Origin of the sequence: Pseudomonas sp. 06C 126 (assembly GCF_001855215.1) — a bacterium.
GTDB classification, from domain to species: Bacteria; Pseudomonadota; Gammaproteobacteria; order Pseudomonadales; family Pseudomonadaceae; genus Aquipseudomonas; species Aquipseudomonas proteolytica.
This window is the reverse complement of record NZ_MIFU01000140.1, coordinates 140,775-154,173: the sequence shown is the minus strand read 5'-3', so window position 1 is coordinate 154,173 and position 13,399 is coordinate 140,775. Positions and strand designations below refer to the sequence as shown.

Annotated in this window: 13 protein-coding genes; all 13 read left to right on the top strand. The window is 63.3% G+C overall.

Annotated elements, in window-relative coordinates:
* The 13 genes from BHC62_RS25960 to BHC62_RS25900 all read left to right on the top strand — a co-directional run bounded on the left by BHC62_RS25960 (window position 1) and on the right by BHC62_RS25900 (window position 13,382).
* Window positions 1-798 (top strand): SDR family oxidoreductase, encoded by a 798-nt coding sequence (locus tag BHC62_RS25960; protein ID WP_070996690.1) that lies wholly within the window; start codon window positions 1-3, stop codon window positions 796-798.
* Window positions 791-2,473 carry a thiamine pyrophosphate-binding protein gene (locus BHC62_RS25955; RefSeq protein WP_070996688.1) on the top strand — a complete coding sequence of 561 codons (1,683 nt, stop codon included), beginning with the start codon at window positions 791-793 and terminating at the stop codon, window positions 2,471-2,473. Before BHC62_RS25960 ends, BHC62_RS25955 begins: the two co-directional genes overlap by 8 nt.
* 10 nt (window positions 2,474-2,483) lie before the next feature.
* Window positions 2,484-3,287 carry an aspartate dehydrogenase gene (locus tag BHC62_RS25950; protein WP_070996686.1) on the top strand — a complete coding sequence of 268 codons (804 nt, stop codon included), beginning with the start codon at window positions 2,484-2,486 and terminating at the stop codon, window positions 3,285-3,287.
* 10 nt (window positions 3,288-3,297) lie between these two features.
* Complete coding sequence (locus tag BHC62_RS25945; RefSeq protein ID WP_029289982.1) at window positions 3,298-4,791, top strand: aldehyde dehydrogenase; 1,494 nt, start codon at window positions 3,298-3,300, stop codon at window positions 4,789-4,791.
* Window positions 4,791-5,756 (top strand): VOC family protein, encoded by a 966-nt coding sequence (locus tag BHC62_RS25940; protein WP_029289984.1) that lies wholly within the window; start codon window positions 4,791-4,793, stop codon window positions 5,754-5,756. The genes BHC62_RS25945 and BHC62_RS25940 overlap by 1 nt, the downstream gene beginning before the upstream one ends.
* A gap of 13 nt (window positions 5,757-5,769) precedes the next feature.
* Window positions 5,770-6,912, top strand: coding sequence for an FAD-dependent monooxygenase (locus tag BHC62_RS25935; protein WP_070996685.1), 1,143 nt, complete (start codon window positions 5,770-5,772; stop codon window positions 6,910-6,912).
* A 2-nt stretch (window positions 6,913-6,914) separates the two neighbouring features.
* Window positions 6,915-7,232 carry a hypothetical protein gene (locus BHC62_RS25930; protein WP_029289988.1) on the top strand — a complete coding sequence of 106 codons (318 nt, stop codon included), beginning with the start codon at window positions 6,915-6,917 and terminating at the stop codon, window positions 7,230-7,232.
* A gap of 1 nt (window position 7,233) precedes the next feature.
* Window positions 7,234-7,461, top strand: a complete 228-nt coding sequence (locus BHC62_RS25925; RefSeq protein ID WP_029289990.1) for a recombinase-like helix-turn-helix domain-containing protein — start codon at window positions 7,234-7,236, stop codon at window positions 7,459-7,461.
* Window positions 7,462-7,482: 21 nt separating this feature from the next.
* On the top strand, window positions 7,483-8,517 hold the full coding sequence (locus tag BHC62_RS25920) for an aromatic ring-hydroxylating dioxygenase subunit alpha (protein WP_029289992.1): 1,035 nt from the start codon (window positions 7,483-7,485) through the stop codon (window positions 8,515-8,517).
* A complete protein-coding gene (locus BHC62_RS25915) occupies window positions 8,514-8,945 on the top strand; it encodes a Rid family hydrolase (RefSeq protein WP_070996683.1) in 432 nt (143 codons plus the stop codon). Before BHC62_RS25920 ends, BHC62_RS25915 begins: the two co-directional genes overlap by 4 nt.
* Window positions 8,938-9,897, top strand: coding sequence for a PDR/VanB family oxidoreductase (locus tag BHC62_RS25910; protein ID WP_029289996.1), 960 nt, complete (start codon window positions 8,938-8,940; stop codon window positions 9,895-9,897). Before BHC62_RS25915 ends, BHC62_RS25910 begins: the two co-directional genes overlap by 8 nt.
* A 439-nt stretch (window positions 9,898-10,336) precedes the next feature.
* A complete protein-coding gene (locus BHC62_RS25905) occupies window positions 10,337-11,563 on the top strand; it encodes a hypothetical protein (protein ID WP_070996681.1) in 1,227 nt (408 codons plus the stop codon).
* Between the two features lie 367 nt (window positions 11,564-11,930).
* On the top strand, window positions 11,931-13,382 hold the full coding sequence (locus BHC62_RS25900; protein ID WP_029290000.1) for a sodium:alanine symporter family protein: 1,452 nt from the start codon (window positions 11,931-11,933) through the stop codon (window positions 13,380-13,382).
* Window positions 13,383-13,399 lie beyond the last annotated feature (17 nt).

The following is a 13,399-nucleotide window of genomic DNA, read 5'->3' as shown; positions in this document are numbered from 1 at the left end:
ATGAGCCTTTATCCATTGCAGGGCCGCACCGCAATCGTCACCGGAGGCTCCTCGGGCATTGGCCTGGCGTGCGTCGAACTGCTGCTGGAAGCCGGCGCAGCCGTCGCGTTCTGCGGCCGCGATGCAGAGCGCCTGCAACGTGCCGAAAACGACCTGCGCCAACGTTTCCCCCAAGGCCACCTGCTGGCCCAGGTGTGCGATGTGCTCGATGGCGAAGCGGTCAACGCCTTTGCCAGCGCCAGCCAGGCCGCGCTTGGCGCCGCCAGCGTGCTGATCAACAACGCCGGGCAAGGCCGGGTCTCGACCTTTGCCGACACCACCGACAGCGCCTGGACCGAAGAACTGAACCTGAAGTTTTTTTCGGTGATCAACCCGGTCCGTGCCTTCAAGCCCCAGCTGCAAAACCAGGCCGACGCCGCCATCGTCTGCGTCAACTCACTGCTGGCCAGCCAGCCGGAGCCGCACATGGTCGCCACCTCGGCCGCCCGCGCCGGGATCAAGAACCTGGTGCGCTCGATGGCTACCGAATTCGCCCCCCAGGGCATCCGCGTCAACGGCATCCTGATTGGCCTGGTGGAATCGGGGCAATGGCGCCGGCGCTTCGAAGCGCGTGAAGAACGCGACCTCGACTGGGCGCAATGGACCGCCCGCCTGGCCCAACAAAAACATATTCCCCTGGGGCGCCTGGGCCTGCCGCTTGAAGCGGCCCGCGCGATCCTGTTTCTGGCCTCGCCTCTGTCGGCTTACACCACAGGCAGCCATATCGATGTATCCGGAGGCCTGTCCCGCCATGCGTAATGAAAACACTGTCACCGTGGGCGCTGCCATCACCGCCTTTCTCGAACAATGCGACGTCAAGGCTGCGTTTGGCGTGATCTCGATCCACAACATGCCAATCCTCGATGCCTTCGCCGTGCGCGGCAACATCCGCTTTGTCATGGCCCGGGGTGAAGCCGGCGCCGCCAACATGGCCGATGCCTATGCCCGCACCACCGGAGGCCTGGGCGTGTGCCTGACCTCCACCGGCACCGCCGCCGGCAATGCCGCTGGCGCCATGGTTGAAGCACAGACCGCCGGCACGCCGCTGCTGCACATCACCGGGCAGATCGAGACGCCGTACCTGGACCAGGAGCTGGCCTATATCCACGAAGCCCGCGACCAGTTGAACATGCTCAAGGCGGTGTCCAAGGCCGCCTTCCGCGTGCGCAGCGTCGAGACCGCCATCAGCACCCTCAAGCTCGCGGTGCAGACCGCCCTCACCGCCCCCACCGGCCCGGTCAGCGTCGAGATCCCGATCGACATCCAGTCGACCTTTATCCCGATGCCCACCGACCTGTCGCCGCTGCCGATCCCGGTCGCCGTGCCACCGCCGGAAGCCCTCGACCTGGTGGCCGCGCGCCTGGCCAATGCCAAGCGCCCAATGCTCTGGCTCGGTGGCGGCGCACGGCATGCCGGGCCGCAGGTCAAACGCCTGCTGGCGATGGGTGTGGGCGTGATCACGTCGACCCAGGGCCGTGGCGTGGTCAATGAAGACGACGAGCGTTGCCTGGGGGCCTTTTCGCAAAACAAGCGGGTCGAGCAGTTCCTGCAAACCTGCGATGCCCTGCTGATCGCCGGCTCACGCCTGCGCAGCAACGAGACCTTCAAGTACGCGCTCAAGCTGCCGCAGAACACCCTGCGCATCGACGCCAACCCGGCCATCGAAGGCCGCAGCTATGCCAGCGAACTGTTTATCTGCGGCGATGCAGCCCTGGCCCTGGCCGGCTTGGCTGATCGCCTGGAAGGCCGCCTGCACACCGACCCGCAGTTTCTCAGCGAACTCAAGGCCGTGCGCGAGCAGTCGCGCAGCCAACTGGTGGCGGACCTGGGACCGTACTCGGCGATGGTCGAGCAATTGCAGGCGAGCACCGGGCGCAACTTCTCCTGGGTGCGCGATGTGACCCTGTCCAACAGCATCTGGGGCAACCGCCTGCTCAACCTGTACCACCCGCGTGCCGGGGTGCACGCCCTCGGTGGCGGCATCGGCCAGGGTTTGGCGATGGGTATCGGTGCGGCCGTGGCAGCGGCTGAAACCGCGCCCGAGCGCAAGGTGTTTGCCTTGGCGGGCGACGGCGGGTTCATCCTCAACCTCGGTGAGCTGGCGACCCTGGTGCAGGAGCGCGCCAACCTGGTGATCCTGCTGATGAACGACCAGCGCTACGGGGTGATCCGCAATATCCAGGACGCGGTCTACGGCAGCCGCCATTGCTACGTCGACCTGCACACCCCGGACTACACCAAGCTCGCCGAATCCATGGGCCTGCGCCATGGCCTGGTCACCGACCTCAAGGACTTCGGCAAGGTGGTCGACAGCGCCCTGAGTCAGCCCGGCCCGTTCCTGCTGGAAGTGGACATGCTCAGCGTGGGCAACTTCGCCACCCAGTTCGCCGGCCCGCCCAACAGCGAAACCAAAGCCCAGAAGGCCACCGCCTGAGGATCGTCGCATGTTGCATATCACCATGATCGGCTGCGGCGCCATTGGCGTCGGCGTGCTGGAGTTGCTGGAGAACGATCCGCAGCTGTGCGTGGATTACGTCATTGCGTCCCAGGGCTCCGAAGCTCTGGTGCGTCAGCGCCTGGCCAGTTTCAAACAGCCGCCGCAGGTGCTCACGGCATTGCCCGCCGACGCCCGCCCGGACTTGCTGGTGGAGTGCGCCGGCCACCGGGCCATCGAGGAACATGTGCTGCCGGCCCTGGAGCGCGGCATTGCCTGCCTGATCGTCTCGGTCGGCGCCTTGTCCGAAGTGGGCCTGGTAGAACGCCTGGAAGCCGCCGCTGAACGCGGCAAGACCCGCATCGAGCTGCTGCCCGGCGCGATTGGCGGCATTGATGCGTTGTCGGCGGCCAAGGTCGGCGGCCTGGACTCGGTCAACTACACCGGGCGCAAGCCGGCCCGGGCCTGGAAGAACACCCCCGGCGAGCAGGCCTGCGATCTGGATTCCATCAGCCAAGCCACGGTGATCTTCCAGGGCAGTGCCCGCGAAGCGGCGCGGCTGTACCCGAAAAACGCCAACGTCGCCGCCACCCTGTCCCTGGCCGGGCTGGGCCTGGATCGCACCCATGTGACGTTGATCGCCGACCCCCACAGCGACGAAAACGTCCACCACTTCGAAGCCCGTGGCGCCTTTGGCCGCTTCGAGTTGAGCCTGCGCGGCAAGCCGCTGCTGGCCAACCCCAAGACCTCGGCGCTGACCGTGTACAGCGTGGTCCGTGCCTTGGGCAACCACGCCCATGCCATCTCAATCTAGGAGCCCGTCGATGACACTCGAACAGACTTTACCGATCTGCATCGCCGGCCACTGGCGCCAGGGCCGTGGCGAGCGCTACGCCAGCCACTACCCGGCCACCGGCGAACCCGTAGCCTGGCTCAATGCCGCCGATCTACAGGATGTGGAAGACGCCATCCAAGGCGCGCACCAGGCGTTCCTGCACAGCGGCTGGGCCCAACGCAAACCCCACGAACGGGCCGCCGTGCTGTACCGCATTGCCGAGCTGATCCGCCTGCACAGTGAAGAGCTGGCGCAGTTGCAACGCCAGGACAATGGCAAGCCGATCAATGAAACCCGGGCGCTGGTAGCGAGTGCTGCCGGTACCTTCCAGTTCTTCGCCGCTGCCTGCGAAACCCTGGAAGAAACCATCACCCCGTCGCGCGGTGATTTCGTCAGCATGAGCGTGTACGAGCCGATGGGCGTGGTCGCCGCGATCACCCCATGGAACTCGCCGATTGCCAGCGAGGCGCAAAAGGTCGCCCCGGCCCTGGCCGCGGGCAATGCGGTGGTGATCAAGCCGGCAGAAATCACCCCGCTGCTGGCCCTGCGCCTGGCGCGCCTGTGTGAAGAGGCCGGCCTGCCCAAGGGCCTGATCAGCGTGTTGCCGGGCAAGGGTTCATTGCTCGGTGATGCGCTGACCCGCCACCCGCTGGTCAAGCGCGTGTCGTTCACCGGCGGCACCCGCACCGGCAAGCACATCGCCCATATCGCCGCCGACAAGATGATGCCGGTGTCTTTGGAGTTGGGCGGCAAGTCGCCAACCATCGTCCTGGATGACGCCGACCTCGACCACGCAGTGGCCGGTGTGCTGTACGGCATTTTCAGCTCCTCGGGCGAGGCGTGTATTGCCGGTTCGCGGCTGTTTGTTGCGCGCGCCTTGTACGAACCTTTCATGCAACGTTTGGTGGCCGCCGCCGCGAACCTGCGCATGGGCGACCCGGCCGACGAAAACACGCAGATGGGCCCCCTGATCAGCGCCGGCCATCGTGAATCGGTGGAGCGTTATGTCGCCCTCGGCCTGGCCGAAGGTGGGCGCCTGCGCCTGGGCGGGCAGCGCCCCAGCGGTGGGCTGTATGACCAGGGTTACTTCTACCCGCCAACCATCCTCGAGGGCCTGCACAACCAACAGCAGGTGTGCCAGGAAGAAATCTTCGGCCCGGTGCTGGTGGCCATGCCATTCGACGATGAAGAGCAACTGCTGGAGCAGGCCAACGACAGCCTGTACGCCCTCGCGGCCGGCATCTGGAGCCGTGACTACAAGCGCGCCTGGGCCCTGGGCCGGCGCTTGCAGGCCGGCACGGTGTGGATCAACACCTACAAGCAGTTCTCGATCTCCACGCCGTTCGGCGGTTGGCGCGACAGTGGCCTGGGCCGCGAAAAAGGGCGCCTGGGGATCCTGCAATACATGGAACAGAAGAGCCTCTACTGGGGCATGAACCAACAGCCACTGGCCTGGGCCGGTGTGCCACACGAGGTAGCGTGATGAGCGTTTTAGGTATTGATGAAGTCACCTATGGCGTCGAGGACCTCGACACCTGCGTGCGGTTTTTCAGCGACTGGGGCTTGAAGCAGGTCAGCACCCAGGCGGACGAAGTGATCTTCGAAACGCTCAACGGCTGCCGCGTAGTACTCGCCGACCTGAACAAACCGAGCCTGCCGCCCGCCATCGAAGCCGGCTCCACCGTGCGCGAAGTGGTATGGGGCGTGGCCGACGCAGCGGACCTTGCGCTGTACGCCGAACGCATCGCCAACGATCCGGGTTTTGTCGAAGGTAACGGGCGCATCGGCTGCACCGACCCCAACGGCCTGGCGATCCGCCTGCAAGTGACGCGCAAGCGCGAGCTGCAGATCGAGTGCAGCGGCCACAACACCTGGCAGACCAAGGGCCGGATCAACAAGGCCGCGCCGATCTATGAACGCGCCACGCCGATTGAAGTCGGCCACGTGGTGTTTTTCGTCAAGGATGTGAACGCCTGCGAAGCCTTCTACCACGAGCGTTTCGGCTTCCAGGCCTCGGATCGCTACCCGGATCGCGGGGCGTTCTTGCGCACCGCCGAAGAAGGCGGCCATCACGACCTGTTCATGCTGCAACTGCCGGCGCCACGGGCCGGCCTGAACCATGTGGCCTTTACCGTACGCGACGTACACGAGGTGTTCGGCGGTGGCATGCATGTATCGCGCAGCGGCTGGCCGACCGAAATCGGCCCGGGGCGCCACCCGGTGTCTTCAGCGTTTTTCTGGTACTTCAAGAACCCCGCCGGCGCGCTGGTGGAGTACTACGCCGACGAAGACCAACTGACCGGCGAATGGCAGCCACGCACCTTTGAGCCGGGCCCCACGGTGTTCGCCGAGTGGGCGATTGCCGGTGGCATCGACGGCAATACCCGACGCCAGCAACACGTCGAGGCGCCGCAAGGCAAGTTCCTCACCGACAAACCCAAATCCTGAGCAGGAGTCGCCCATGCCTTCCCTGAATATTGCTATCGCCGGTGCCGGTATCGGCGGCCTGACCGCCGCCATCGCCCTGCACCGCGCCGGCCACCAGGTCACCGTGTTCGAACAGTCCAAGGCCTTTTTGCGGGTCGGTGCCGATATCAACCTCACCCCCAACGCGGTACGGGCGCTGGATGGCCTGGGCATTGGCGCCGCCGTGCGCATCCCTGCCGCGCGGCCGACCCACCGCATCAGCCGGATGTGGGACAGCGGCGAAGAGACTTCGCGCCTGGAAATGTCCGATGCCGCCGAGCAGAAATACGGCGCCCCGCAATTGACCATCCACCGCGCCGATCTGCTGGCGGCCCTGGCCGAGGTGTTCCCGCTGGAGCAGGTGCAGTTTGCCAAGCGCGCCGAACGGGTCGAGCAGACTGACGACGGCATCCACCTGCATTTCAAGGATGGCAGCCAGCACCGCTGTGATGTGCTGATCGGCGCCGACGGCATTCATTCGGTGGTGCGCAACGCGCTGTTCGGCGAAGAGCATCCGCGCTTTACCGGAGTGGTGGCGTACCGCGCCGTAGTGCCGGCCGAGTTGGTGGCCCATGTGCCGAATATCCAGGCGTTCACCAAGTGGTGGGGCCCCAACCCGCAGAGCCAGATCGTCACGTTCCCGCTCAACCAGGGTAAAGACATTTTTATCTTCGCCACCACCGCCCAGGACAGCTGGCACGAAGAATCGTGGACCAGCGCTGGCGATGCCGACGAGCTGCGCAGCCACTATCAAGCGTTCCATCCGGACGCCCGCGCCCTGCTGGAGGCGTGCAGCGATGTACTCAAGACCGCGTTGTATGAGCGTGACCCGCTGCCGTTCTGGTCCAAGGGCGCGATCACCCTGCTGGGCGATGCCTGTCACCCGATGATGCCGTTCATGGCCCAGGGTGCCGGCCAGGCCATCGAGGATGCAGTGGTACTCGGTCGCTACCTGCAAGACCTCGACAGCCCGGCCCAGGTCGCGCAGGCATTGCAGGCGTACCAGCAGGCGCGCCTGGAACGTACCAGCCAGATCCAGATCGGCTCGCGCGGCAACCAGTGGCTCAAGGACGGCGGTAATGCCGACTGGGTCTATGGCTACGACGCCTGGACCGTGCCAACACAAAGCGCGGCCTGAACATGAACGAAACCTTGCTGGTGACTGTGCTGCTCAAGCACGACCAATCGAAGAACCTCGAAGACATTCAGCGCCATATGAAGCAGCAAGAGTGGTGGGAGCGTTTTCCGCCCCAAGGCGTGGAACTGGTGAGCTGGACCGTGGCCATGGGCCTGGGCCAGATCGTCACCCTGCGCTTGCCGCCGAGCCTGCTGCCCGCGCTGAACGTGGAGCTGGAACGCTCGGCGTGGGGCGTGTTCAGCACTGAAGTTTTCCCGACATACGACTTTATCCCGGTACGCGAAACGATCCGCGAACGGGTACGCAACGGAGGTCAATGACATGAGCACTACCGAACGATTCCTCGAGCCCCATCAGGCGCGCAAACGGCCCAATACCCAGTTTGAAGAGCTGCTGGGCGATTCCATCGAACGCGCCTTCGGCAACGGCGTGACTGAGCTTGCGGCGCTGCTCGCCCACCTCAACCTGGCCGGCCCGCCCTGCCCGCTGACCAGCGGCGAGTGGACGGCAGATGCCTATCAAACCCTGATGGCCCGGCTGGGCGAATGACCCGGCAGAAGGAATAAAAAAATGACTATGCAATTGACCGTCGACCCTGTTGAAAACCATCTGGCCAATGGCCTAAAAGACCTCTGGTTCCCGGTATTACCCTCGGACCTGCTCGGCGAAAAGCCGGTGTCGGTGCGCCGCCTCGGCTACAAGATCGCCCTGTGGCGCGATAACGATGGCCGCGTACATGCCCTGGAAGATCACTGCCCCCATCGCGGTGCGCCGCTGTCCCAGGGACCGATCCTGGGCGATCGCCTGCAGTGCCCGTATCACGGCATCGAAGTGCGCTGTGACGGCACGGTGACCAAGGTCCCCGGCAGCCCCGGCTGCAAACTTGAAGGCAGCCGCCCGACCCGTATGTTCCATACCCGCGAAGCAGCGGGTGCGATCTTTCTGTTCAACGCCGCCGACCCGCACCTGGAGACGCCGCCCGAGTTGGTGTTGCCCGAGCAGTTGACCTCGCCCGAGTGGAGCAGCTTCGTCTGCTACACCGAGTGGAAAGGTGACTATCGCTACGTGATCGACAACGTCATGGACCCGATGCACGGCACCTACCTGCACAAGATGTCGCACTCGATGAGCGAAGGCGAAGCCACCGCCAAGTTCGTCACCCGCGACACCGACAACGGGTTCTTTTTCGAGAAGGAAGGCCAGCGCGGGGTGAACTTCGACTGGACCGAATTCATGGACAACGGCTGCCACTGGCTGCGCCTGGAAATCCCCTACCCGAAAACCGGCGGCCCGGGCGGTAATTTCACCATTATCGGCAGCTACACGCCGAGCAGCCGCGCGTTGTCAGCGGTGTTCCACTGGCGTTGCCGGCCGCTGACCGGCTGGCAGCGCGACACTTGGCGCTTCCTCTACAAGAACCGCCTGGAAGCGCGGCACTGGGCAGTGCTGGAGCAGGATCGGGTGCTGCTGGAGTTCATGGAGCCGGACGCCAACCAGCGCGAAAACCTCTACCAGCACGACCTGGGTGTGGTGCGCATGCGCCGTTACCTGAAGAACGCGGCCAAGGCCCAGCTTGAACTGATCGACGCGAAGCAACTGTCATGAGCCAGGCCGTGCGACGGGTTGAATGCCAAGGCGTGGCCGAGCCGGCCGGCGCCAGTTGGTCCAACGCCCTGCTGATCGGCCGCGAAGTGGTGATGTCAGGGATGACCGCGCACCCCGCCAGCCGCGAGGCGAACCTGGATTGCTACGCCCAGACCCTGGTGGTGCTGGGCAAGATCCAGGCGCTGGTGACAGCGGCCGGCGGGCATATCGGCAATATCCACCGGTTGACCGTGTACCTCACCGATATCGCCGACAAGGACCAGGTGGGCCGCGCCCGGCGGGATTTTTTCGCCGGCCAGGCAGTGTTTCCCACGTCGACCCTGGTGGCCGTCAGCGCGCTGGTGTTTCCTGAACTACGGGTCGAGATCGAGGCCAGCGCCCGGCTCGATGTCGACCTGCGTACCGTCACAGAGGTGAATGATGTCTAAGCCTTCCCTGCTCACCGCCCGCGTGCACACTTTGCGCTATGAAGCCGAAGGCATCATCAGCGTGGAGCTGCGGCCGTTGGGCGATACCGTGTTCCCACCGTTCGAGGCCGGCTCGCACATCGACCTGCACCTGGCCAACGGCCTGGTGCGCAGCTACTCGCTGCTCAACGCTCCCAGCGACCAGGGGCGCTACACCGTGGGCATCCTGCGTGACCGCAACAGCCGCGGCGGCTCGGAATATGTGCACAGCCAACTGCGGGTCGGCATGCCGCTATCGATCTCGGTACCGCGCAACAACTTCGCACTGGACCTGAGCGCCAGCCACAGCGTGCTGGTGGCCGGTGGCATTGGCATTACGCCGATCTACTGCATGTTCCGCCAACTGCTGGCCCAGGGAAAATCCGCCGAGCTGATCTACTGCGCGCGCTCGCGCCAGGAAGCGGCGCTGGTGGAAGCCTTGAACGGGCTCGATGCGCGGGTGGTGTACCACTTCAACGACGAAAAAGGCGTGCCGCCAGACCTCGCCGCCTACCTCGCCGGCCAGCCTGCGGACACGCACTTCTATTGCTGCGGCCCAACGCCGATGCTGGATGCCTTCGAGAGCACCTGTGAACGCCTGGGTTATCCCCACGCCCATATCGAACGGTTTACCGCCGCCGAACTGCCGCCCAGCGCAGATGCCCAGAACCGCTACAGCGTCGAATTGAAAAAGTCCGGGAAGACTCTGTCGGTGGAGCCTGGTTTGAGCTTGCTGGATGTACTGCTCGAAGCCGGCTGCGATATCGATCACAGCTGCCGTGAGGGTGTTTGCGGTTCCTGTGAAACCCGGGTGGTGGAAGGCGAGATCGACCATCGCGATGGGGTGCTGACCAAGGCCGAGCGTGCGGCGAACAAGTCGATGATGGTGTGTGTTTCCGGCTGCAAGAGCCAACGGTTGGTGCTCGACCTCTAACCCCCTCCTGTAGGAGCGAGCTTGCTCGCGAAGAACGTTAACGATAACGCGGTTTATCCTGAATAACCGCGTTACCCTCAAGTTCTTCGCTCGCGCCTACAGGATCACCCGCAAAGTGCCCGCTTGATTGGCAGCGTGCAATAAAGACGCACCTATCACGGGCAACTTTGTTACCGCACTTGCGGGTTGTTTCATGGGTTATACAAACAGCTTTGTTTCCCATATAAACAATTGTTTTTAATGATATTTTTATAAAAAACAAACTAACACGCCGCCTGGCACACTTCCTGCTCTACTCCTGTGCATTCACTGATTAAACGGCGTTTCGCCGATAAAACAATAATAACCAACACTTAAACCCGGTAAGACCCGCTCCCTCCTTAGTTGCCTTTAAAGGCAAGCGGACGAGTGTTGCCGATCACCCGGTAGAGAGGTCTCTATGAAGCGCGTCTTGTGTGCAGGATTGATGTTTGCCAGTTTCAGCAGTTTCGCCGCAGAACCCATTCCGTCCGAGCCGGTGCGGGCCAACGCGGCCAAAAAACCTTTCCCGCATATTTCCTGGCGCAGCGATAGCGGTGACAGCAGCCTGGATATCGGCGGTGCGCTGCGTACCAACTATCGCGACGAGCATTGGGACACCACCGAGAACAATGGCCGGTTTCTCTTCGACACGTTCCGCCTGGATGTGCAGGCCACCTACAAGAGCCTCTATAGCGATATCGGCTACTGGTTCCAGGACGACGGCAAGCGCTCCATCGACCGTGGCTTTGTCGGTTATCGACTCAACGCCAACTCCAACCTGCAACTGGGGGCGCCGTTCAAGCCGTTCGGCCTGGAGCCCTATCCGCAATTTGGCTGGAGTTACCACCTGCCGTTTTTCATGGGTTATGCGGTGAGCGCCGGCACCGGCCTCAAGTACAGCTACAAGGACCAGGACTGGGACGTGCAGCTTGGCTTCTTCCCGCGCATGTTGCCCAGCGACATTCGCTATTCGCCGGAAGTCGGACGCTATGCCGACTTGAAGGACAATGCGATTGCCTTCACCCAATCGCGCCAGGACAACGAGAAGCGCAACCAGCTCAACGCGCGGGTGGCACGCACCTTCAACAGCGATGGCTGGAAAACCGAAATCGGTGCCTCGCTGGTGACCGCCCAGCTGTACAACGCCACCACCAAGGATGATGGCGACTACTGGGCTGCCGGCGTACACGCCATCATCAACAAGGGGCTGTGGACGGTCACCAGCCAGGCTATCCGCTATGAGTACGACCCCGAAAACCCCACCGGCGTCAGCAAGGATTCGGTGCTGATGGGCGGCAACGGCCTGACCCCGGCGTACCTGATCGCCTCCAAGGCCAGCCTGGCCTCGGTCAACCTCGGTTATGACGTCTACACCCCGACCCTGGGGCAGTTGAAGAAGGTCAAGCTGTACACCGACTACAGTCGGATGATGAAAGACAAGAGCGCCTGGGATGATTCGCAGATGTTCACCGTGGGCGCGCAGTTCCTCGCGATGCCGGTGATGGCCTGGGTCGACTTTACCTGGGCGCGCAACGCCAACCCCTATGGCGGTGCAGAGAATGGCAGCGGTTTTACCAACACCAGTTCGGTGGGCAGCAACGAATGGTATTACCGCACCAATGTGAATATTGGTTATTACTTCTGACGCCCCCTTGTAGGAGCGAGCTTGCTCGCGAAGATCGCCAACGATGACGCCGGCGCCCTGAAAAACGCGGTGCCTGGGCGTTTTTCGCGAGCAAGCTCGCTCCTACAATAGTGAAACGGTTCAGCCCTTTGCCCGCCTACCATTCCTCGCCCAGTTGCGCTGCTTGCAGACGGCTGGCGCGCACCTAGGTATAGTGCCGCCCCTCTTCGCATGCACGGCCGCCAGCCGCATGCGAACGCCGAACTAATAACAACCCGCGACTTGGAACCGGGACGACCACTCGCCCCACCTATCGTGCTGTCTGCGAAATGGGTTGGAGTCGAGCCGTCCGGCTTTTGCTTTTACAAAAAACAGCGAGGAATACTCCATGCTAGAAGTCATTAACGACTTCCTCTCAGGAAAAGTACTGATCGTGCTCATTGTCGGGCTCGGTGGTTACTTCACGATCCGCTCGCGTTTCGTTCAGTTTCGTCACTTCTTTCACATGTTCGCGGTGTTTCGCGACAGCCTGAAAAGCAGTGCCGGCCAACTCAGTTCGTTCCAGGCGCTGATGCTCAGCCTGGCCGGGCGGGTGGGCGCCGGTAACATCGCCGGCGTCGGCATTGCCGTGACCCTGGGCGGGCCGGGTGCCGTGTTCTGGATGTGGGTCACCGCGCTGGTGGGCATGTCCTCGAGCTTTATCGAGTGCTCCCTCGGCCAGCTCTACAAACGCACCGACGCCGAAGGCACCTACCGTGGCGGCCCGGCCTATTACATCCAGCACGGCCTGCAGAAACGCTGGCTGGGCATGGTGATGGCGTTCCTGCTGCTGGTGACCTTCGGGTTCGCCTTCAACGGCCTGCAAGCCCATGCCGTGACCCACTCGCTGAACAACGCGTTTGGCTTTGACACCACCTACACCGGCCTGGCCCTCGCGGTCTTGCTGGGCCTGGTGTTTATCGGCGGGATCAAGCGCATCGCCTCGATCGCCGACCTGCTGGTGCCGGTCAAGACCCTGGTGTACATCGCCGTGACGGTCTACGTGATCGTGCTGCAATTCGACCAGGTACCGGCCATGCTCGCGACTATCGTCAAGAGCGCCTTCGGTCTGGACCAGGCCTTCGGCGGCCTGGTGGGCAGTGCGATCATCATGGGCGTGAAGCGCGGCGTGTTCGCCAACGAAGCAGGCCTGGGCAGCGCGCCCAACGTGGCAGCCGTGGCCTCGGTGGAACACCCCGTTGCCCAGGGCGTGGTGCAGGCGTTCAGCGTGTTCCTCGACACCTTTATCATCTGCACCTGCACCGCACTGCTGATCCTGCTGTCGGGCTTCTACACCCCAGGTTTTGAAGGCGACGGCATTGCCCTGACCCAGAACTCCCTGGCGGCCGTGGTGGGTGACTGGGGGCGGATGTTTATCTCGGTAGCCCTGGCGTTGTTCGTGTTCACCTCGATCATGTACAACTACTACCTGGGCGAGAGCAACCTGCGCTTTTTGGTGGGTAACAACCGCAAAGTGCTGATCGGTTATCGCGCGTTGGTGCTGGTCCTGATTTTCTGGGGCTCGATCGAGAACCTCAGCACGGTGTTTGCCTTCGCCGACATCACCATGACCATGCTGGCGTTCGTCAACCTGTTCGCCCTGGCGTTCCTGTTCAAGATCGCCATGCGCATCCTCAACGACTACGACAACCAGCGCGCGGCGGGCATCAAGACCCCGGTGTTCGACTCCAGCCAGTTCCCCGATCTGGACCTGGACCGCAAGGCCTGGCCGGCCAACCCGGTGCAGCCTGAGCCAACCGCTCAAGCAACCGCGCCACTGAACGCCCAAGTGCAACGCTGAGCGTAGACAGATGACAC

Coding starts and splice junctions, on each gene's coding strand:
- BHC62_RS25960 (WP_070996690.1), top strand. CDS start 1: ATGAGCCTTTATCCATTGCAGGGCCGCACCGCAATCGTCACCGGAGGC.
- BHC62_RS25955 (WP_070996688.1), top strand. CDS start 791: ATGCGTAATGAAAACACTGTCACCGTGGGCGCTGCCATCACCGCCTTT.
- BHC62_RS25950 (WP_070996686.1), top strand. CDS start 2,484: ATGTTGCATATCACCATGATCGGCTGCGGCGCCATTGGCGTCGGCGTG.
- BHC62_RS25945 (WP_029289982.1), top strand. CDS start 3,298: ATGACACTCGAACAGACTTTACCGATCTGCATCGCCGGCCACTGGCGC.
- BHC62_RS25940 (WP_029289984.1), top strand. CDS start 4,791: ATGAGCGTTTTAGGTATTGATGAAGTCACCTATGGCGTCGAGGACCTC.
- BHC62_RS25935 (WP_070996685.1), top strand. CDS start 5,770: ATGCCTTCCCTGAATATTGCTATCGCCGGTGCCGGTATCGGCGGCCTG.
- BHC62_RS25930 (WP_029289988.1), top strand. CDS start 6,915: ATGAACGAAACCTTGCTGGTGACTGTGCTGCTCAAGCACGACCAATCG.
- BHC62_RS25925 (WP_029289990.1), top strand. CDS start 7,234: ATGAGCACTACCGAACGATTCCTCGAGCCCCATCAGGCGCGCAAACGG.
- BHC62_RS25920 (WP_029289992.1), top strand. CDS start 7,483: ATGACTATGCAATTGACCGTCGACCCTGTTGAAAACCATCTGGCCAAT.
- BHC62_RS25915 (WP_070996683.1), top strand. CDS start 8,514: ATGAGCCAGGCCGTGCGACGGGTTGAATGCCAAGGCGTGGCCGAGCCG.
- BHC62_RS25910 (WP_029289996.1), top strand. CDS start 8,938: ATGTCTAAGCCTTCCCTGCTCACCGCCCGCGTGCACACTTTGCGCTAT.
- BHC62_RS25905 (WP_070996681.1), top strand. CDS start 10,337: ATGAAGCGCGTCTTGTGTGCAGGATTGATGTTTGCCAGTTTCAGCAGT.
- BHC62_RS25900 (WP_029290000.1), top strand. CDS start 11,931: ATGCTAGAAGTCATTAACGACTTCCTCTCAGGAAAAGTACTGATCGTG.